The organism is Pseudomonas sp. W15Feb34, from assembly GCF_023127765.1.
Taxonomy (GTDB): Bacteria; Pseudomonadota; Gammaproteobacteria; order Pseudomonadales; family Pseudomonadaceae; genus Aquipseudomonas; species Aquipseudomonas synxantha_A.
Window position 1 is genome coordinate 117001 of record NZ_SPKN01000027.1, and the last position, 19581, is coordinate 136581.

At 54.0% G+C, this 19581-nt stretch carries 24 protein-coding genes, 1 tRNA gene and 2 pseudogenes; 10 read left to right on the forward strand and 17 right to left on the reverse strand.

Annotation, left to right across the window (positions count from 1 at the left end):
• Nucleotides 1–60 precede the first annotated feature (60 nt).
• Complete coding sequence (locus E4O97_RS13310) at nucleotides 61–2523, forward strand: EAL domain-containing protein (RefSeq protein ID WP_078821907.1); 2463 nt, start codon at nucleotides 61–63, stop codon at nucleotides 2521–2523.
• Between the two features lie 45 nt (nucleotides 2524–2568).
• Nucleotides 2569–3381, forward strand: coding sequence for an iron-containing redox enzyme family protein (locus E4O97_RS13315; protein ID WP_032880165.1), 813 nt, complete (start codon nucleotides 2569–2571; stop codon nucleotides 3379–3381).
• A gap of 21 nt (nucleotides 3382–3402) precedes the next feature.
• Here the strand turns inward: E4O97_RS13315 and E4O97_RS13320 are convergent, their stop codons facing one another.
• Complete coding sequence (locus E4O97_RS13320; protein ID WP_005789880.1) at nucleotides 3403–4329, reverse strand: GGDEF domain-containing protein; 927 nt, start codon at nucleotides 4327–4329, stop codon at nucleotides 3403–3405.
• Between the two features lie 407 nt (nucleotides 4330–4736).
• Nucleotides 4737–5873, reverse strand: a complete 1137-nt coding sequence (gene lldD, locus E4O97_RS13325) for an FMN-dependent L-lactate dehydrogenase LldD (protein ID WP_194438814.1) — start codon at nucleotides 5871–5873, stop codon at nucleotides 4737–4739.
• Between the two features lie 100 nt (nucleotides 5874–5973).
• Between lldD and E4O97_RS13330 the strand changes: the two genes are divergently transcribed.
• The 3 genes from E4O97_RS13330 to E4O97_RS13340 all read left to right on the forward strand — a co-directional run bounded on the left by E4O97_RS13330 (nucleotide 5974) and on the right by E4O97_RS13340 (nucleotide 8015).
• Nucleotides 5974–6870, forward strand: coding sequence for a LysR family transcriptional regulator (locus E4O97_RS13330; RefSeq protein WP_032880168.1), 897 nt, complete (start codon nucleotides 5974–5976; stop codon nucleotides 6868–6870).
• A gap of 60 nt (nucleotides 6871–6930) precedes the next feature.
• A tRNA-Asn gene (locus E4O97_RS13335) sits at nucleotides 6931–7006 on the forward strand.
• Nucleotides 7007–7127: 121 nt separating this feature from the next.
• Nucleotides 7128–8015 (forward strand): ParA family protein, encoded by an 888-nt coding sequence (locus E4O97_RS13340; RefSeq protein ID WP_248161494.1) that lies wholly within the window; start codon nucleotides 7128–7130, stop codon nucleotides 8013–8015.
• Between the two features lie 35 nt (nucleotides 8016–8050).
• On the opposite strand, the gene E4O97_RS13345 is transcribed toward E4O97_RS13340, so the two are convergent.
• The 12 genes and pseudogenes from E4O97_RS13345 to E4O97_RS13400 form a co-directional block, all read right to left on the reverse strand.
• Nucleotides 8051–8887 carry an IS3 family transposase gene (locus E4O97_RS13345; protein ID WP_248161510.1) on the reverse strand — a complete coding sequence of 279 codons (837 nt, stop codon included), beginning with the start codon at nucleotides 8885–8887 and terminating at the stop codon, nucleotides 8051–8053.
• Nucleotides 8884–9189 (reverse strand): transposase, encoded by a 306-nt coding sequence (locus tag E4O97_RS13350; RefSeq protein ID WP_248130062.1) that lies wholly within the window; start codon nucleotides 9187–9189, stop codon nucleotides 8884–8886. The genes E4O97_RS13345 and E4O97_RS13350 overlap by 4 nt, the downstream gene beginning before the upstream one ends.
• 302 nt (nucleotides 9190–9491) lie before the next feature.
• Nucleotides 9492–9687: pseudogene (locus E4O97_RS13355) on the reverse strand (single-stranded-DNA-specific exonuclease RecJ); the annotation flags it as partial.
• The gene (locus tag E4O97_RS13360; protein ID WP_197880957.1) at nucleotides 9675–9929 is read right to left on the reverse strand and encodes a hypothetical protein; all 255 of its coding nucleotides are present in this window, start codon (nucleotides 9927–9929) and stop codon (nucleotides 9675–9677) included. The gene E4O97_RS13360 and the pseudogene E4O97_RS13355, both read right to left, overlap by 13 nt.
• A 400-nt stretch (nucleotides 9930–10329) precedes the next feature.
• Nucleotides 10330–10629: pseudogene (locus E4O97_RS13365) on the reverse strand (DUF4158 domain-containing protein); the annotation flags it as partial.
• Between the two features lie 99 nt (nucleotides 10630–10728).
• The gene (locus tag E4O97_RS13370; protein WP_197880954.1) at nucleotides 10729–10884 is read right to left on the reverse strand and encodes a hypothetical protein; all 156 of its coding nucleotides are present in this window, start codon (nucleotides 10882–10884) and stop codon (nucleotides 10729–10731) included.
• Nucleotides 10885–11156: 272 nt separating this feature from the next.
• Nucleotides 11157–11759 (reverse strand): hypothetical protein, encoded by a 603-nt coding sequence (locus tag E4O97_RS13375; protein ID WP_216091873.1) that lies wholly within the window; start codon nucleotides 11757–11759, stop codon nucleotides 11157–11159.
• 16 nt (nucleotides 11760–11775) lie between these two features.
• The gene (locus E4O97_RS13380; protein ID WP_216091872.1) at nucleotides 11776–11982 is read right to left on the reverse strand and encodes a hypothetical protein; all 207 of its coding nucleotides are present in this window, start codon (nucleotides 11980–11982) and stop codon (nucleotides 11776–11778) included.
• 16 nt (nucleotides 11983–11998) lie between these two features.
• Nucleotides 11999–12328 (reverse strand): hypothetical protein, encoded by a 330-nt coding sequence (locus E4O97_RS13385; RefSeq protein ID WP_216091871.1) that lies wholly within the window; start codon nucleotides 12326–12328, stop codon nucleotides 11999–12001.
• 91 nt (nucleotides 12329–12419) lie between these two features.
• Nucleotides 12420–12767 (reverse strand): hypothetical protein, encoded by a 348-nt coding sequence (locus E4O97_RS13390; protein ID WP_197880951.1) that lies wholly within the window; start codon nucleotides 12765–12767, stop codon nucleotides 12420–12422.
• A gap of 101 nt (nucleotides 12768–12868) precedes the next feature.
• Entirely contained in the window at nucleotides 12869–13111 is a 243-nt protein-coding gene (locus tag E4O97_RS13395; RefSeq protein ID WP_216091870.1) for a hypothetical protein, read from the reverse strand.
• An 18-nt stretch (nucleotides 13112–13129) separates the two neighbouring features.
• Nucleotides 13130–13462 (reverse strand): hypothetical protein, encoded by a 333-nt coding sequence (locus E4O97_RS13400; protein ID WP_216091869.1) that lies wholly within the window; start codon nucleotides 13460–13462, stop codon nucleotides 13130–13132.
• A 339-nt stretch (nucleotides 13463–13801) separates the two neighbouring features.
• Here E4O97_RS13400 and E4O97_RS13405 point away from each other — a divergent pair, with 339 nt between their 5' ends.
• The 5 genes from E4O97_RS13405 to E4O97_RS13425 all read left to right on the forward strand — a co-directional run bounded on the left by E4O97_RS13405 (nucleotide 13802) and on the right by E4O97_RS13425 (nucleotide 16761).
• Nucleotides 13802–14134 (forward strand): stability/partitioning determinant, encoded by a 333-nt coding sequence (locus E4O97_RS13405; protein ID WP_248161496.1) that lies wholly within the window; start codon nucleotides 13802–13804, stop codon nucleotides 14132–14134.
• Between the two features lie 201 nt (nucleotides 14135–14335).
• Entirely contained in the window at nucleotides 14336–14584 is a 249-nt protein-coding gene (locus tag E4O97_RS13410; RefSeq protein ID WP_216091867.1) for a type II toxin-antitoxin system Phd/YefM family antitoxin, read from the forward strand.
• Nucleotides 14585–14597: 13 nt separating this feature from the next.
• Nucleotides 14598–14939, forward strand: coding sequence for a type II toxin-antitoxin system RelE/ParE family toxin (locus tag E4O97_RS13415; protein WP_216091866.1), 342 nt, complete (start codon nucleotides 14598–14600; stop codon nucleotides 14937–14939).
• Nucleotides 14940–15256: 317 nt separating this feature from the next.
• On the forward strand, nucleotides 15257–15817 hold the full coding sequence (locus E4O97_RS13420; protein ID WP_248130019.1) for an N-acetyltransferase: 561 nt from the start codon (nucleotides 15257–15259) through the stop codon (nucleotides 15815–15817).
• Nucleotides 15802–16761, forward strand: a complete 960-nt coding sequence (locus E4O97_RS13425) for a tyrosine-type recombinase/integrase (RefSeq protein WP_216091865.1) — start codon at nucleotides 15802–15804, stop codon at nucleotides 16759–16761. Before E4O97_RS13420 ends, E4O97_RS13425 begins: the two co-directional genes overlap by 16 nt.
• Before the next feature lie 210 nt (nucleotides 16762–16971).
• Here the strand turns inward: E4O97_RS13425 and E4O97_RS13430 are convergent, their stop codons facing one another.
• The 3 genes from E4O97_RS13430 to E4O97_RS13440 form a co-directional block, all read right to left on the reverse strand.
• Nucleotides 16972–17532, reverse strand: coding sequence for a hypothetical protein (locus E4O97_RS13430; RefSeq protein ID WP_248161498.1), 561 nt, complete (start codon nucleotides 17530–17532; stop codon nucleotides 16972–16974).
• A gap of 77 nt (nucleotides 17533–17609) precedes the next feature.
• A complete protein-coding gene (locus E4O97_RS13435; protein ID WP_248161500.1) occupies nucleotides 17610–18362 on the reverse strand; it encodes a colicin-like pore-forming protein in 753 nt (250 codons plus the stop codon).
• A 45-nt stretch (nucleotides 18363–18407) separates the two neighbouring features.
• Nucleotides 18408–19274 carry a hypothetical protein gene (locus E4O97_RS13440; RefSeq protein WP_248161502.1) on the reverse strand — a complete coding sequence of 289 codons (867 nt, stop codon included), beginning with the start codon at nucleotides 19272–19274 and terminating at the stop codon, nucleotides 18408–18410.
• Between the last annotated feature and the right edge of the window lie 307 nt (nucleotides 19275–19581).

Consider the following 19581-nt stretch of genomic DNA (forward strand, 5'->3'; position numbering starts at 1 on the left):
CTGTGCTATCGGAAGCGGATTTTCGCGTGCGTATCAAGCTGTGCATGTGTAAGGGACTTCATGAAGCAAAAGCGGACTCTCGGAACGCCACGGTTGTTGGGTATCGTCTGGCCCTTTATTGCCGTTGTCTTGTTCCAGGCATTGTTAGGCTGTGGCAGTCTCTACGTGCTCTCTGCGGTGCGTGGCTATGTGGCTGGCGAAAGCTTGTGGTCCAAGGGCCAGAAGGATGCCATCTATTACCTGACGCTGTATGCCGATAGCCGCGACGACGCCACCTATCTCAAATACCAGCATGCCATTGCCGTACCTCAAGGCGGGCATGAGCTGCGTGTGGCTCTGGATCGGGCCACGCCAAACCTGGCTGCCGCGCGCCTGGGCATCCTCAAGGGTGGCAATCACCCGGACGACGTCCCCAGCCTGATCTGGCTGTACCTCAACTTCCGCCATTTCAGCTACCTGGAAAAAGCCATTGAACTGTGGACGGTGGGCGATGATTACCTTGAGCAACTGGATGAACTGGCCCAGCAGATGCACAGCGCCATCAGCACCGATCAGGTCACCGAGCAGGATGTGCGCGCCTGGAAAGCGCGCATCATTGCCATCAACGAGGGCGTAACGCCAGCCGCCAAGGCGTTCAGTGATGCGCTGGGCGAAGGTTCGCGAATGATCCTGCGTCTGCTGTTGATCACCAACCTGGCCACCGCCCTGGGGCTGATCGTCCTGGCGCTGTTGCGTACCCACAAGTTGCTGGCCCAGCGCCACGCCTTCGCTGACGCGCTGCAGGCGGAGAAGGAGCGGGCGCAGATCACGTTGGAGTCGATTGGTGACGGGGTGATCACCACCGACGTCGACGGCGCCATTGCCTATATGAACCCCGCGGCCGAAGCGCTGACCCACTGGAAGTCGGAGCAGGCCCAGGGCTTGCCGTTGGCGGCGTTATTCAAGTTGCTGGATGAAAACGCCGAGCCCGACGGCTTTACCTTGATTGAACACATCATCAAGGGCCAACTCAGTGGCGGCAGCGAGCATTCCAAGCTGATCCAGCGCCTGGACGGCAGCACCGTCTCGGTCACGCTGGTGGGCGCGCCGATCCGCAGTGCCGGCAAGGTCAGCGGTGCGGTGTTGGTGCTGCACGACATGACCCAGGAGCGCCAGTACATCGCCAACCTTTCGTGGCAGGCGACCCATGACGCCTTGACTGGCCTGGCCAATCGCCGCGAATTCGAGTTCCGTCTTGAGCAGGTACTGCAACAGGTGGCACGCCAGCAAAATGGGCGACATGCCTTGATGTTTCTCGACCTCGACCAGTTCAAGCTGGTCAACGACACCTGCGGCCATGCGGCAGGCGACGAACTCCTGCGCCACATCTGCGCGCTGTTGCAATCTGACTTGCGCGAGGGAGATACGTTGGCACGCCTGGGGGGGGACGAGTTCGGCATTCTGCTGGAGAACTGCCCGGCGCCGGTGGCGGAAAAGATCGCCGAGAGCTTGCGCCATACGGTGCAAAGCCTGCATTTTGTGTGGAAAGGCCGACCGTTCATGACCACCGTCAGCATCGGCCTGGTGCATATCTCGCAAACCCCAACCACCCTGGAAACCTCCCTGCGGGCGGCCGACATGGCCTGCTATATGGCCAAGGAAAAAGGGCGCAACCGCATACAGGTCTATCACGCCGATGATTCCGAGTTGTCGCTGCGCTTTGGCGAAATGGCCTGGGTGCAGCGCCTGCACATTGCCCTTGAGGAGGATCGGTTTTGCCTCTACGCGCAGGAAATCTCGCCGTTGGGCCACACCGAAGCCGGCAATGGGCACATCGAAATTCTTCTACGCCTGCATGACGAAGCCGGGCGCATCATTTTGCCCGACAGTTTTATCCCGGCAGCCGAACGATACGGTTTGATGACGTCGCTGGATCGTTGGGTGGTTGAAAACGTATTCAAGATCATTGCTCGATGCATGACTGAACGTCCGGGCCGTCCTATGGCCATGTGTGCGATTAATCTGTCAGGAATAACTATCGGTGATGACGATTTTCTAGGTTTTTTACGTGAGAAATTCGGTGCTTACAGCATTCCACCAGAAATGATTTGTTTTGAAATAACTGAAACCAGCGCTATAGCCAATTTGGGTAGTGCCATTCGATTTATTAATGAACTCAAAGCGTTAGGTTGCCATTTCTCACTCGACGACTTTTGCGCCGGAATGTCCTCATTCGCATATTTGAAACATTTACCTGTAGACTTCCTGAAGATCGATGGAAGTTTCGTAAAGGATATGCTGGACGACCCGATTAACCGCGCCATGGTCGAAGTGATCAACCACATCGGCCACGTCATGGGTAAGCGCACAATTGCCGAATTTGTTGAAACACCCCAGATCGAACAAGCGTTGCTTGAGATCGGTGTGGATTACGCTCAGGGCTACCTGATTGAACGCCCGCAATTGTTTACCTTTGATAGCTTGCAGTGTCGACCCGTGCGGCCTCAGCCCTTGGTGTTCAAGGCGCCCGGCACATTCCGCTGAAACATTTGCTGGTCTGTAAAATCACACTTAAAAAGGAGCCCTACAGTGATCGACACATTCAACAGAACCGGGCCGCTTATGGAAGCCTCTAGTTACCCAGCCTGGGCGCAGCAATTGATCCAGGCCTGTAGCGAGAGCAAGCGTCGGGTTGTCGAGCACGAACTGTATCAGCGTATGCGCGACAACGCCCTCAGCGCCAAGACCATGCGCCACTACCTCATTGGTGGTTGGCCGGTGGTGGAACAGTTTGCTTTGTACATGGCGCAAAACCTGACCAAGACCAAGTTCGCCCGCCACCCGGGTGAGGATATGGCGCGACGTTGGCTGATGCGCAACATTCGCGTGGAACTCAACCATGCTGATTATTGGGTGAATTGGGCGCGTGCCCATGGTGTCAGCCTTGAAGAGCTGCAAGCCCAGGACGTGCCGCCGGAATTGCATGCACTGAGCCATTGGTGCTGGCACACCAGCTCGGCGGATTCGTTGATCGTCGCGATTGCCGCCACCAACTATGCGATCGAGGGTGCGACAGGGGAGTGGTCTGCCGTGGTCTGCTCTACCGGTGTGTATGCCGACGCCTTCCCCGAGGAAGATCGCAAGCGGGCGATGAAGTGGCTGAAGATGCACGCCCAGTACGACGACGCCCACCCGTGGGAAGCCCTGGAAATCATCTGCACCCTGGCCGGGAACAACCCTGGCAAGGCCCTGCAGGAAGAGTTGCGCCAGGCAGTATGCAAAAGCTACGACTACATGTACCTGTTCCTGGAAAGCTGCATGCGCCTGGAGAACGTAGAGAAAGACAAAGAGAAGGCGCCAGCCATTCGCGAGCGCCCGGTGCGCGTTGCCAGCGAGGCGTGATGTAAACGTGATGGCGGGGACTTACCCCGCCATCGCCAAGCGGTTGCGGCCTTCGCGCTTGGCCACGTACAGAGCGTTGTCTGCCCGGCGCAGCAGGCTTTCAGCCGATTCGGCCGCCAGCAGCGTCGAGCAACCCAGGCTCACCGTCAATTCGACCCGCGTGCCTTCCACCCAATAGTCCTGGGCTTGTGCCGCCTGGCGCAAACGCTCACCGACCATCTTCGCTGCATCGCGTCCGGTGTTGGACAGCAGGATCAGAAACTCTTCCCCGCCAAACCGAAATACCATGTCGACGTTACGCAACTGGTGTTTGATCGCCCCCGCCACGGTGCGCAGCACGCTATCGCCGGCGGCGTGACCATGGGTGTCATTGATTCTCTTGAAGTGGTCGATGTCCAGCATCAGCACGGATAAGGGGTGCAGATGCCGCCTGGCCATGTCGATTTCCCGTTGCAGCGTCTGATCCATGGCCACGCGGTTACCGGTTTCGGTCAGCGAATCGCGCAGGGCGCTGCGGGTGGCTGCACGGTAGAGCAGGGCGTTACGCATCGGATACAGCAACGTCACCAGCAGGGATTCGAGCTGGCTCAGTTCCTCGTCGATCAACCGTTGGTTGCGGCGAAACACCAGTTCCCCAAGGTGCTCGCCTTCGTGGCTCAAGGTGTAGCTCACCGAATGGTGGCCACGATGACCGAACTCGAGGCGCAGGTCGCTGGCGGCATGGCGATACTGCAACGCGTCCAGCGGCACCAGGCGTTGTATTTCGCGAAAGAACAGGCCGAGGATGCGCTCCGGCTCCAGGCTGGTTTGCAACTGTTGGCTCAGTTGCTGGCACAGTTCGCTCAGGGTTGCGGGGCGGCGTGGACGCAGGGAAGGTTGACCAAATCCCAGGCGCTGCAATTTGGCAGTGTCGAAGTCAATCGCGTTGGTCTGGGTGGGTGTTTTCATAAGCGGGTGGCCTCTAAGCACTTGGCTGTCTTACAGGCAAGATGAGGGCGGCAAGTGCCAGGCGTCTTACTGTTCCTTCAGTTCCGTAAAACATGGGAGCAGTTTAAACCGCTTTGCATTGAGTTATAACCCCGGGGCACGTGCCGCACGTCTTGTCATCACTTAACCTGCTTAGGAAGTGTTACAGCGAGATTCGTGCCAAAGCCGTTTTGTTTTAAAAAGTTCTTATAAATCAAAAGACTGTAATTAAAGCAAAAATTATCTTTTAATTAATGGCGCCAGTTATTTGGCTGGTATGGGCCGGCGTTGCAGCCGACCCGTTCAACTTTAATGTCACGGTGGTTCGCGTTGTTTGTCGCGAACAAACAACGTCTCAAATAAACCTCACATAAATGACACCGCCTTCATCACGGCTGGACCAGCGTCGTGCGGTCGATCTGCGCGATGGAAGTGACGCCGGTCAGCGTCATGGCCACGCGCATTTCCTTGGCGAAGATATCCAGCACGTTCTCTACCCCACGTTGGCCTTCGGCGGCCAGCGCATAGGTGGTCGCGCGCCCCAGCAGGCACGCCTTGGCACCCAGGGCGAGCATACGCACCACGTCGAGCCCGGAACGAATGCCGGAGTCCACCAGCACGGTCAAGTCATCGCCCACCGCGTCGGCAATCGGCGGCAACGCCTTGGCGGTGGACAGCACGCCGTCGAGTTGGCGGCCGCCATGGTTGGACACCACGATACCGTCGGCACCGAAGCTCACCGCATCCCTGGCATCCTGAGGGTCGAGGATGCCCTTGATGATCATCGGGCCTTTCCAGAATTCGCGGATCCACTCCAGGTCTTTCCAACTGATCGACGGGTCGAAGTTGTTGGCAAGCCAGCCAATGTAGTCCTCCAGATGGGTGGGTTTGCCCAGGTACTTGGAGATATTGCCCAAGTCGTGGGGGCGGCCCATCAAGCCCACATCGAATGCCCATTGCGGCTTGGTGACCGCCTGCAGCATGCGCCGCTGCGCCGCGTACGGCCCGGACATGCCCGAGTGCGCATCGCGATAGCGTGCGCCGGGTGTGGGCATATCCACGGTGAACACCAGCGTGGTCACGCCGGCCGCCTGCGCTCGCTCCAGCGCATTGCGCATAAAGCCGCGATCCTTGAGCACATAGAGCTGGAACCAGATCGACTGCGGGCTCTGCGAGGCCACTTCCTCAATTGAACACACCGACACCGTCGACAGGCAGAAGGGGATGTTTTTGTTGGCAGCTGCCTTGGCCGCTTGCACTTCGCCGCGCCGCGCATACATGCCGGTCAGGCCGACCGGGCTAAGAATGACCGGCATCGCCAGTTCCGTGCCGAACAAGTGGGTGCTCAGGCTCAGGCTGTCGACATTGCGCAGGATGCGTTGGCGCAGGCTGATCTCGGCCAGGTCCGAACTGTTGGCGCGCAACGTGTGCTCGGCGTAGGCGCCGCCGTCGATGTAGTCGAACAGAAAGCGCGGCAACTTGCGCTTGGCCGCAGCGCGGTAGTCGGAAGCGGACGAGATGATCATCGACGGTGTCTCCACAGGGCAAAGTGCTACACGATAAGCAAAGTTGTGACATGATAAAAACAACTTTTATCACTGCTATCCAGTCGCAAAAGGAATACTGATGAACCTGCGAACATTGCGTGCGTTTGTCGAAGTGGTGCGCCAGGGTGGGTTCTCCCAGGCGGCCGAGGTGGTAGCGTTGACCCAGTCTACCGTCAGCAAGGCGATCAAGACGTTGGAAGACGAGCTGGGTACGCCGTTGCTCAACCGCCTCGGCCACAAGAACGAGCTGACCGCCGCCGGTGAAATCGCCTACCGCCGCGCCTTGGTGATACTCGCCGAACGCAACGACCTGATGGCTGAAATCAACGACCTGCGCGGTCTTACACGCGGCGTACTACGCATTGGCCTGCCGCCGGTGGGGTGCGGGGTGCTGTTTGCCGCCATGTTCGCCACGTACCGCAGCCGTTACCCGGACATCGACATTGAACTGACCGAGTACGGCAGTAAAAAACTGCGTGAATGCCTGGAAGCCGGGGAGGTCGATCTGGCCGCACTGCTGTTGCCGGTGGACGAAGGCTTTGACTACCAACCGGTACGCAACGAACCCCTGATCGCAGTACTGCCCATCAGCCATCCACTGGCCCGACGCAAGCGCATCGACTTCACCGACCTGGCGGACTCGCCGTTCATCCTGTTCGAAGCCGGTTTCGCCCTCAACGCCAAGATTCTCAGCGCGTGTGAGCGCAAAGGTGTGACCCCGAAAGTCACCGCCCGTAGCGGGCAGATCGACTTTATCGTCGACCTGGTCACCGCCGGCCTGGGCGTTGCCTTCCTGCCGCGAATGCTGGCGCACAAGCACCAACACGCCGGCATCGCCTTGATCCCCCTGGACGAACCCCACACCGACTGGCACATCGCCCTGGCCTGGCGCGCCAGCGCCCACCTGCCACCGGCGGCGCGGGCCTGGCTGGATCTGGCGGCGGAACCGGCGTTTTCAAGCGGTCATGGCGGGTAATTGAAGCGAATGTAACGCAAAGCTTGACTTCTTCTTTTTAATCAGTAACATACGGCGCATTCCGCGATAGCTCAGTTGGTAGAGCAAATGACTGTTAATCATTGGGTCCCTGGTTCGAGTCCAGGTCGTGGAGCCAGATAGAGAAAAGCCTGTAGAAATACAGGCTTTTTTTTGCTTGGGATTTGACCCAGCAATCCAAACACTTAGCGCGCTTAGCATGACGCCATCTCTAATCCTTCGATTCAGAGGTAAGGCCAATGAAAGTCGCAGCAGTCGTTTCAACCAAAGGCGGACCGGGGAAAACCACGGTTGGCGCCAATCTGGGCGCGTTCTGCGCCGACGCGGGTCTTCGTACCTTACTCATCGATCTCGATACCCAGCCGTCACTGTCCTCGTTCTATACGCTAACGCATGAGGCGCCGGGCGGGACCTACCAACTGATCGCCAATAACGAGACGCGTACGGATCAGGTCATTTCCAAGACCTGCATCCCTAATCTCTCACTGATCCATTCGAATGATCCGTTAAATCAGCTTGGAAGTTTGTTGCTTCATGCTGCTGATGGGCGCTTTCGCCTCAAGAATTTGATACAGGCGTTCGCTCAAGATTTCGATTTGATCCTTGTAGATACCCAGGGTGCACGCTCCATTGTCCTTGAAATGGCGTTGCTAGGCGCTCAGATGGCTATTTCTCCTATCACTCCCGATATGCTGACTGCGAGGGAGTTTCAGCGTGGAATGCTCCAGCTTTATAGAGATGTGGAGCCTCTGGCAGCGCTGGGCGCTACGACACCCTTGCTCAATATCGTGATCAATAAGCTTGATGCTACTAATGACGCAAATCTGATTTATCACACGCTAGCCGAGACCTTTTCTGATCACCCCAAAGTGCGAATGCTTCATACCACAATCCCTGCAGCGGTGAGCTTTCGCCGCGCTGCGACTGAAGGAGTTCCCGCACATCGTCTGGAGTATCGGCTTCCGACTCACCGCCGCTCTCCAACGGCTTTCAAGGTCATCAAAGACCTTTCAATAGAGCTGTTTCCCGAGTGGCGGGCGAAGTTTGATGCGCTGAACGAGGAGCGCCTTAGTCAGGCCTTGTCGCTGCTCTCGAAAAGGGTTGTCTCAAGGAGAGAGGCAGTATGAACTGGTCCAGTGATTTCGGACATTCTTTTCGGTTTTCACGCCGCTAGCTTTTCCGCCGCTATCGGTGAGTGGTAACCGTTGTAACTGTGGCGCCTTACGCTGTTGTAGCGCGCCACATATCGGTTGATATCTGCCCGAGCTTCGTACTCCGAGCTGTAACCTTTCTCGGGCATCCATTCGGACTTCAAACTGCCAAAAAAACGCTCCATCGGGGCGTTATCCCAGCACTGGCCTTTTCGACTCATGCTCTGCTTCAGCTCATGTGCCTGCAGTTCAGCCCTGAATTTATGGCTGGTGTACTGGCAGCCCTGATCGGAATGAAACAGCACACCTTTAGGCCGCCCTCTCAATTCAACAGCCATGCGCAGTGACTCACTTGCCAGCGTCGCATCAGCGACCAGTGAATACGACCATCCCACCACTCTGCGGGCAAACAGATCCAAAACGACCGAGAAGTAGAGCCAGCGCTTACCGAGCTGGATATAGGTAATGTCCGCGCACCAGACCTTGTTGATGTCAGCTACGTAGAACTCGCGCTCCAACTCATGCTCAGCCACCAAAGACTCCACGCCTGACGATTTGTATTTGTGGGGCCTGCGTTGGCGGCTGGCAATCCCGGCTTCCTTCATCAAGCTGCGAGCCATGTAACGCCCCACCTGATGGCCTGCACCTCGCAGGTCTTCAGAGAGGGTTCGTGCTCCAGCCGATCCTCTTGAGGCCTTGTGGTACTTAACTAGAACAACCTTGAGCGCTTCGCGCTTCAGGTTGATTTCCCCCTGGCGCTGACGCCAGGCGTAATAGCTGCTGCGGTTGACTTCAAAAACGCGGCAGCAATCTGTAATGCCGTACTGTTCGCCTAGCTCGCTGATCAGAGGGAATGATCTTTGGAGTCCAAAAGCAGGAGAACACTGGCCTTTTTTAGAATTTCGATATCCCGATCTTTCTGCCTGAGCAGGGCCTGGAGTTCCTGAATTTTCTTCTGGTCGGCAGTAATCGCCTTGGTGCCAGCCATCGTGGATCCGGTGCGCTCTTTGCGCACCTGCTCGACCCAACGACGCAAAGCCGTAGGGCCGATATCCAAACTGGTGCAAATTTCGGGAACAGACAGGTTTTGATCAAGCACCATGCTGACGGCGTTGAGTTTGAACTCGCTGGAATAGGACTTTCGCATCATCTGCACACCTTAGGTTTGGGCGCCATCATAGCGCCCTATTGATGTGTCCAAATTCATTAGGCCAGTTCAGTGTTGTGGTTGAGAGATGATCGGCTGTACATCGGCGTGAGCGAAGTCGTTGTACAATCGGTGTCCTTCCTACTGACGAGGCCCAGCGTTATGACGGGGGCTTGGGCGCTCCTGCAACTGTTTCTTACTATCGTGTTACAGGCAGCCGTTCTGCCCATCCTCACCGACGCTTAGCGACCAGCCGGATACATACATAATCGATTTTTCCGTGGACTGCTGCGCTGTCGTCTGAGCATCTGCCCCACAGACAGTTCCTTGAGCTGCGCATGCGCTTCACGCTGAATTCCCTGCTCAATGGCCTTGTGCGCTCCTGGTTCAACTGATCGAGCGTACAGCCATGTCGCGGGCGAGCGCCTGATCCTCGCAGAGCAGACACTCGATCCCCAGGGACATATCGTCGAGCCGTCCCGCCGCGTTCAACCTCGGACCGTGGATGTGCAGCTATCCCCCACGTCGTCCACCCCTCGGACCGTGGATGTCTTCGAGGAGCTGCAGGCGATCAGCGGACCGTAGTCGCTACCGTACTCCGCTTGCAGGCTAACCGGCGCGGGCGCGCCTTGGGCAACTTTGCCGGGAAGTTTGGACACGTCGATCAGGTCGGCGGCGAAAGCAGCCGGCGAAGTACCCATGATCGCAACGAAAAACAGGTCAAGCGTGGAAACTTTTTTCATCTCATTCAGTCCTCTTGGTTTTTTCAGGTCGAATTACATTGATAATTCTCTATGTCAAATTTTATATATCTTGAGTTGAGCTTGCAGACTCATACCTATTGGAATAGGTGTAGACTACATTCTGCGAACTTTTATTTTCAGACAATAGTACAAATGAACTACTCAATCGATCTGAGCGCGCAGGTCATCGCAAAATTTGTACAGATACAGTATTCACCTGACACCTGACACCTGACACCGGCCCCGAGCCGGTGTTGTTTTATGTGGGGCGTCCGCAGCAACCGCTCCACCAACATCAGCTCTCCGCGCCTGCACGGCTAGCTCCAAGTTTTCTTGCAGCTCGGCAAGTTTGCGCAGGCGGTTGGCTTCAGCGGTTTCGCTCCAGCTCATTGTGGCGGTTTCCGTTGTCTCGACGCTTCAACAGATCATCAAGGCGACGTCGATGCACGTTCGATAACGGCTCGGACAGCGCTTCGTGGATACGACGGTTAGCGCGGGTGGCCGCTTCGGCGCCTACCCGTTCAACGGCGTTGAGAGCCGGCAGAATGATCGACTGCTGTCGTAGGCGCTCAATCAAAGCGTTGACCAATACAATGCCTTTGTCGGTTTGCATGGCCAGTTCAGTCAGTCATTGAGCGACTTGCCGGTAATGCCTCATGGTGAAGGACTGGAAACCGTATACCGTTTGTAGTTCGACCAGATCGGATTTTTCCTGCTAAATCCTGGGTAGCGAATAGCATCCCTCTCTACTGCCGCAGCCCAGCTCGATGGCTGGGCTTAGGCGTACCTGGGCGTTTCCCTACACGTCTTGAATGAGATTGCGCAGGCGCTCCAGCACAGCGCGAGCGAACTCCGGCGCGGCTGATTTTGCGTCCTCGATGCTGGCAAATCCGCTGCCGATATGGCCCAAGTAATCCAACTCGAAAGCCCCTGCATCATCGGTGATGGCCATCATTTACTGACCCGCAAAACGAGCAACCTGCATCACCTCCGGGCTATCTCCCCACCAGACCTGTTGCGACCGATTTAGCGGGAACACGTCCCCCTCTCTCACTTTGATTTGCATGCTGTTTTCCATATCAAGGCCGACCGTCTACCGAACACTCGCACGCCAATCAATCGGGGTGGCTGTGACATGAGCGGGCCAGGAGGGGCAACGGAAACAGGTGCGTCGTCGAGGTTGATCCCACGTTATGGGTTGCGGATAGTCGCGATGTGTTTCGATAGTCATTGTGCAGTTCTTCCCTTCGTGCACGGATTAATAATCTGCATAGTGCTCTTGCTAGTCCCCACATAGCTTCCTCCTGGTACAGCCAAAGCAGAATAATTCTTACGCCCTGTATCCTGAATAAAATTCCCTTGCACACCCGTGAAGGTTTCAGTGCTTGGAGGTGCCAGTACACTCAGAAACTGGTCCTTCTTTTCGAGTGCTAAGGCACCAGTTATGGGGACTAACCTCAGCAGTGCGGCATAAGGCTCAGTGAATACGTAAAAATCACCGGCCTCGGTTCTTCCATTTTGCATGTGTACACATTGAATGTCGCTGGTGTTGATGACTACAGCGCTCTCATACATGCCGCCTTTAAAATATGCTAGTACTAGATTGGTCTTGGTCACTACACCCAGGCCGTTCCTAGGCTGGCACACGTTCAGATCACCATAGGGAAATAAACACCAATTGATTTGCGATATGGAGACGATATCATCTGAGTTGAGCTTCAGATCGCGTTCTATATTGGCGCGTGCTTCCGGGGTTTCGTATGGGATTGCGCATGCACTCAAAAGAGCTGCAAGAGTGAGGACGAACGTTGATGCAAAAATCCGTTTCATAGCTTTCTTTTCCCTTCTACTCGGGCTTGTAAGCTGGAGGTACAACTTTGAACGCTTTGCCCCTGTTCCAGAGAAAGGCGGATTTGATGAGGACAAGCATTTGCTGATCGGTCATATCAGGCGAAATAGTAACTACGCCCTGACCTGCTGCGAAAACTTCCTCCAGCGCGAAACGCTGCTCCAATTCCGCTTTCAGACTGGGTTCCTCTTGTTCGTTACTCATGGGTGAATTCCTCGAACTACCCGGTGTACGTCCATGAGGTGGTCTTGCCACGAAACTGAACCTCAAGATCAGTACCGACGATTTGAACCGGCTTTACTGGGTTGATCGGCGGATTCCCAATAACCTTGCCTGACACCTGGCCTAGCAGTTCAAGCGTCCCCTGATTCAACACGTTGCGAGAAACCTGGCCATGGACGATGGCGTGGCCGCCAGCTTCGATAATTAACCCGCCTGAAAGCTGTCCACGGGCAATCAAAACCCCGCCAGCGCGCACGTAAGTGGTGCCAGTAACTAGACCAGAAGTCTCTTTCGTATCGGTAACAATCAAATCGCCTACGTGCTGCATCTTGAAACTCCTGCCTATTGGGGAAAGGACTTTTCTACGTCCTCGGCCCCGGTTTTTAGGCCAGGGCTTTAGGGTGCAGCTGAGCTTTTTCCTACTTGCCCGGATATGTGCCAAATCCTTTAGGCACATCAGATGGTCCGGGCGGAACCCCACCACCGCTTTCGCCCTCCCCTGTGTGCATTTTTTGATAAGCATTAGTCTGTACTTGTGACTCTTGTTCAAGGCCAGCTATTGCCTTGTCGGTAACGCGCTTGAAGCACGCCACGAAGTCCATGCCTTGCTTTTCTTCCATAGCCTTACAGAAGCCGGCAGACCATGAAACAAGCTGATCCGCCATTTCCTTTTCTGTTGATGGCGTTGGCAAGTCGCTAGCCACCGCCGCCATCGGAGCTGCGGCGATATATACCGCAAGAAGCATTGAGTTCAGTGTGATTTTCATCGTTGATTTCCCTCACTGCGCACTCCAGCTATCCCGGTGTGCCTCTACTGACCTTGCCCAACGTTTGACGGCTGGGCTTGGTGGTACAGCGACTTTCCCTTCTAACTGCGCATGTCGCGCTGGTCAGTGGCTTTAGCGGCCTCGATCAGCATGGCTTTAACCTTTTCCAGCTTCGGACCTGGGCGCATAACGCGCCTTGACTCGTACCCGCCACGGTCCCGGTAGAACAAGCTAGGAGGGTTCACCAAAGACCACAAATCCTTATCTACGCACCCGGTGTAGGTGCGCCCGTCGAGGTTCACCAGCGGCATTACAGCGTTGATCCGGCGTGCGTTGGATTCCATGGCGTTTTCCCTTAACAGTTACTCATCGCGGTCGGGTACTCCAGTAGGATTCTCAGCAGCATCAATCATGTCCTGCGGAATTTGGTCCAAAGTAAGTATCTCAACCTCACCTCTGTCGTTGTCGAGCTCCGGTCCAAAGTCATGGGACTCTTGGATTGGCTCAAAGTGATCGTACCCACGGCTCACGTTGTCGAATATGTTTGAGTCGGCCGGCGCAAGCTCAGGTGGAGGCGGTGGTGGAAGACTGTCCAACTCTGGGGGAGGTGGCGGTGGCGGTATGTCCGATTGAGCCACTGCCGCAGCCGCATTTAATGAAAGAAGAACGGCAAGCACCAACGACTGCATCTTCATAGGTCAATCCTTGATCAGTTTGCGTCGCGTAACGCGGGAATGAGTCGCCTCAATTCAGATTATAGCCACGACACCGACCAGATTCCGCATACCTCACCCAACTCCCGCTCGATCACTCGGTACGTCGTGCCAAGGCACGATACATATAGGGCTCCGGGTTGGTTGCAGGCCCCTCAGTCTATCGGGGGCAGGTTCCTTCACGTTTTCATACCGTCTACCGCTTGAACTGCTGCCCCAAGAGGAAGTGTCTAATGTCGGCAAGGCTATAGAGAACGCTGAGGCCTTCGCACGGGAGCTGATCGCTAGAATCACCACCGATTCCCAGGAAGGGAGCGCATCATGAGCCGCGTAGATCCACTCGATAGCTTGAAAAGTTTTGAGCCTAAAGCCTTCACCGAGCAAAAGACCAAGCAAAGCAACGCAGAAGTTGAGCAGATGGCGAATGAGCTTGGGTTTGTTGGGCGCCAGGCTGACCCTTTACCTGTTCCTGTGGCGCGGTCGAGGCGCCGTTTCAAAACTGGACGCAACGTTCAGATCAACATTAAAGGTGAACAGGAAACCAAGGATGAGCTGTACCGCGTAGCTGACGTGATCGATCAGCCATTAGGCGAAACGCTCAAACGTGCATTGGCAGCCTTGATGCGAGAGCTGGCGACGGAAAAAAGGAGATAATTAAGACTTGACACCTTCATATACGACAATGTCGCTAATCGGTCTTTTTATAGACTTAATTTGGTGTATAATGGGTTCGGCAGGGCATTTGTCGCTCTGCATACTAAGCGTTAGGAATTCTGAGCAGCGTCTTGGCCCAGGGTATATCCAAGTTGAGAGGCGCCGCAGATGGTGCGGCGTCACAAGTAGGAGGTTTCACTCATGCGAGTTGAAACAGTTAGCTTTTTAAAAAAATACGCATCCGACCTGCCTCTAGATGAGCCAATGGTCGTCACGCAAAACGGTGTACCAGCATACGTTGTGGAGTCTTATGCCGAGCATAAGCGCCGCGATGAAACGGTAGCCCTGGTGAAATTACTGGCCATGAGCTCTCGCCAGTATGCCCAAGGCAAGCATTGTTCGACTGATGAGCTGAAAGCCCGCATGAGCAGGAGGTTTGCCCACAAATAAAATGGAGATCTAAATGACAACACTGACAATCCGCTACACCGAAATTGCACAACAGAGCATCGAAGACCAGGTCGAGCATCTGGCCGAGTATCACAGCCTCGACTACGCCCTCCATCGGCTAGACACTGTGATCGACGTCCTTCAGAAAAAGCTTTTATCCACCCCGTTGGGCTACCCAATCAGCTCTCAAGCCAGCGAGCTGGGCATCCTGCATTACCGTGAACTCAACACCGATGGATACCGGGTGTTCTACGAGATCGTGGAGGCGGACCAGGCGATTGTCGTTGCACTGGTGCTGCGGGATAAACAAAGCGTCGAAAAGGCACTGGTTCGTCACTGTCTACTGCATACGTAATCACGATTGTTAGTGTAAACCTTCCGCGGTGATGTGTAGGCACTTCATCAGCTCCACGCCCGGGAAGGGGACTTATCAAAATCACTTCGCCAAAATCAAACACGCTCGCCATTTTCCACGAGTCATGAACCGCAAGGTGAAGGACACGAGGGGAGGGCGGTGCTGTGCGTGGCCAAAAAACTATTTTTTATCTAGCAGTCATCGTGTGGACATAATCCAGTTATTAATCACGGTATGACTGATATAGGTGTCCAGTCCGCAAACTCAATAAGTCGTGATAAAATACGTTATCACGACTTTTCAGCAGGGGTGGCCGTATGTCGATTTTCGAGCCGATGCGCGATTTTTTTCATCGGCGCGCCGCCAAAAATCTGAATGAGCTTTCAGCGACCGTTCACCTGGTAACAGAAAACTCTCGGATCTACCCCGGCAGTTTTGTTCATCCAGGTACCGACTACGACGCAGGCATCCACGCTTGCGGCCAGCGCGTCGGTTACGTGCATTACGGCGTGAATCCATTGGGCGATCGCCTGTATATCTACATGATTGAAATAGAGGGTGCGCACAGACGGAAGGGGATAGGGCTATCCGCGTTGTGGAACCTGTGGACGACCTACCAAATCCCTATTGTGCCCATACATCAGTACGGACATATGGACCCTTACTGGGAAAGAACACGTAAGCGGTTTGCGGCTGCCGGCGCCTCCATTGAGGATCAACTGCGTTGCGGCGAATTGGCTGAAGCGAAAAAACGCTGGCAGCACCTGGTGCCGGAGCCGGAACACGAGCGTTTGATTCGGGAACTGAAAGCCTCGCCGGAATGGCCGGCCATTAAAGCCAAAATGGAAGCGGAGTACGGCCCATGCCTCAAGGACTGATCCCCCACATAGATGGAGAACGCCGTCTATCCGTAGCCGAATTCCAGCAGCTGTCCAGCGTGCCGGCAGCGGCGGAATGGTTCGCCAATATCGACAACCCGCGCACCCGACGCGCGTACCAAATCGACCTGGCGGACTTCTGCAGCTTTGTCGGGCTCACCGTCGCCGAGGAATTCCGCGCAGTGACCCGCGGGCACGTCCTGGCCTGGCGCGCCCAGCTGGAAACCCGGAGCCTGGCCGGGGCCACCATTCGACGCAAACTGGCGGCGCTGGCCAGCCTTTTTGATCACCTCCTGGAGAACAATGCCGTCTCTGGGGGAAACCCCGTGCACGGGGTCAAACGGCCGAGGGTGGAAACCAACGAAGGCAAGACGCCGGCACTCGGTGATGACCAGGCTAAATTGCTGCTGCAGGCGCCGGATGGCTGGACGCTGAAGGGTGTGCGTGACCGCGCGATTTTGGCCGTGCTGCTGTACCACGGCCTACGTCGCGAAGAAGCCGCCCAGCTGATGACGGGCGACCTGCAGGACCGGCGCGGGATCAAGCATCTGCAGGTGAGAGGGAAGGGCGGTAAAACCCGCTATTTACCCTTGCACCCGGTCGCGGCTGAGAAGATCCATGAATACCTGGAGCGCGACAGTAAACGCGAACCGGGCAACGGTCCGCTGTTCCGCTCGATCCGCGGTCGCACCACCGGCGCCGGCATTTGCGCTGACGGGATCTATAAGGTGGTTGCGCAATGGGCCAAGGCGGCAGGTATTCACGTCGACGGGCTGGGCGTGCATGGCTTGCGGGCCACGGCCGCAACCAATGCCCTGGAGCATGACGCCGATATCGCCAAGGTTCAGGTATGGCTGGGGCACGCCAATATCAGCACGACGCGCCTTTATGACCGACGTGGCCAACGGCCGGAGGACTCGCCGACGTACAAGGTGAAATACTGAGCTGCTGGAAAGTCTGCCTCCGGCGACCAGGTATCCCCCTGGACCGCAGATATAAGAGGACACCATCAGGACTGGGGTCGCTTAGACAGTCCGGTAATCTCAGGCAGACCATTTTTTCAAGCTTTATCGGTCACGTAACACAGCCAAACCAAGTCCGATCAGACTAAAAAAACCCATAAGCTTTGAAATAGTTAAGTTATCGATAAAGTATTAATCTTTATTATTTCTCCACCGCTTCACTAAAATACGTGGAAGATAAAAAAAACCCGAGTAGCAGAACAAGGTCATTCCATATAAACTCAAAAGCATGCCTGATGAAAACAAAGCATACGTAAAGACATTTGAACCAAAAAAACGCCACTTTCTGGTATGCGACCCTAAATCCACCGAACCGATATAGTTGATATATATCAAAAACAAAACTAAGCCAATCATAACTAATGCAGAAAAGAAATATTTAAAAAAAGTATGATTTTTGTATTGATCAGGATCCATCACCAAACCTTTGTAAACTTTTATAAAAAAAACAAAAGCGAAAAAAGGTCCAAAAATACCAATGTAATTAGTCACAACTTTTGAGCTCAAAGGGAAATTTGACGACCAAAAGCCAACCTGCCCGAGCAAATAAGTATCTAAGAAATTATTTAATTCTATATAAGTAGAAGTATCCGCCTGTGCTGGCAGTAACAATACAATCAAATACACTGGAATTAATGTGAGAGCTATAAAAAAGTACGGCATTGGTATGATTTGCTTAGTTTTTACGCTCATAGAGTCAATACTCTTTTGGTGTATTTATGAGGGTTTAAATCAAGCCAGGTTTGCCTGGCTTGTTTTTGGTATTCACGCTATAGGAGGTTGTTGATTTGATCCACCTTTTCCGCATCGATATACGCAGCAGCACTAGCCATCATAACAGATACCACGACTGCACCCATAGTTGTAGTAACAAACACTGGAAAGAAAAACGCTGTGACGACAGCCAATACAGCACCTACACCAATACCAAGTGCCATAGCCTCAAGCTCCAACATAAGAGGCTTAAAGTCTCCAGTTAAAAAGCCATGCACAGTGTGGTTATAGATTTTTTCCGCCTGCACAATTTTACCTACAACTCCAAACGCTTTCCCTAATCGCGTAACATTGTCCGCAAAGGTTTCTTTACCAAACGCATTAAGCGCATTCACGACTGCCTGACGATCTGGATGGGACAACCATGTTTTTTGGTTCAACGTGACTTTTTCGAAGGTTACCATGGCTTGAGTGTAGCTGCGGATATTTTTACCGCTGACATTAGATTGAAGAGCTTTGGCAATACCGCTCAGGTTTGCACCATACTTTTGAAGTGCCTTCTCGTTGGCGTCAGCCACAAAGCTTAAACCGTCCAAATAATCTTGTTTTTGCTGGTCCGCCGCTTGCTTCGCTTCTGCTTCTTTAGCACGGGCAACCATGCCTTTAAACGCATTCGACGTCTCTGTTAATTGACGTACTGATTCTGAATGAAGAAGCGAAGTATGACAGTCCAACCAACGCGGTCCCGTTGATTTATTTTTCTGCAACTCAATCAACGCATATAAGGCTTCCAGTTCAGGTTTACTCAACGGTGATTTGATATTATTGTTTACTTGCTGATATGGCCCAATTGCCTACTTTTCGGTCGAAATGGTGTGATCTATAGCCACCACATATCGTTCGAGCGCTTGAGCGCGTGTTAAGCTGTCCAGATTGCCTGCCGCTTTAACAATCGCCTCTTGATGAAAATATGCCAATAACCCGAGACGTACGTTTTTTTCTATATTGAGGACAGATAACTTATTCGATGCCCATGATGCGACGCGCCCAGGATCATTCGGTGAGGCGTTCTCTTGTTGGTTAATTTTTTGCGCAAGCTCTGGGAGCTGGTTCGCCAAAATATTCCTTTCAAGGGAAATTCGCTTTTGCTCTAGCGCCGCTTTATACGCTACGTCGATTTCGATAAGAGATTGGAAGAAACCGTCTGCTCCTTTGTGAACGCCGTCGTAGATTTTGCGAAACGGTAAATCAACCATCAAGTAGAGTGGGTACAGCCCGTACAGCGAGTAAGCCTCAGTAGCTTTCGACTCAAACTCAATTTCTTTTTCCTCAAGCGACTTTACCGTAGTTTCCAAATCCTTTTGCGCGGCATTAAGAGCGCTGAGAGCTTGCCCTGTCTTTGCAAATTCTTTATGTTTTTCAATTTCGTTTATGGTTCTTTCCTGCAATCCTTTGAAAATGGGTGCGTAAGCCGCATCAATTAATGATTTTTTATGCCTATGTTCTCCAACAAAATCTTCCCAGATAAAGGGCGTAATTGGACTGAGCTTTCCCGAACCTAAACTTGTGCCACGTCGGTACTCATCATTGATGCCTTCGCTGACGCGCCCGACGTGAGTTAGACGTTCAAGACGAGGAACATTAATGTGTATAGGGGCGAGTCTATACGAGTTCGCACCGGTTCGGATATTTGGACCTAAGTATCTTCCTGCGTTTGACATGTTTAATCTCCATAGTGGTTTCAGCGCATCAGATGCTGCCTGTGGCGGTCAATGAAAAACGGCATCACATCAATATGATTGGTTTTGCGCTCTGGCTACCTCCAAAGAAATGATGCTTCAGTAGGTGAGGTCTGAGCACAAAAATAACTGTATATACACACAGTGCTCGGCGCAATGAATTTTATGCATTTACGCATATAATTATGCGTAAATGATATTCATTATCAAGCGCAAATTTGAAACACCTTATTGCGTCCATTCGCCGCTGACTCGGCTGGGATCGGGAATATCAAACGACACAGCCGTA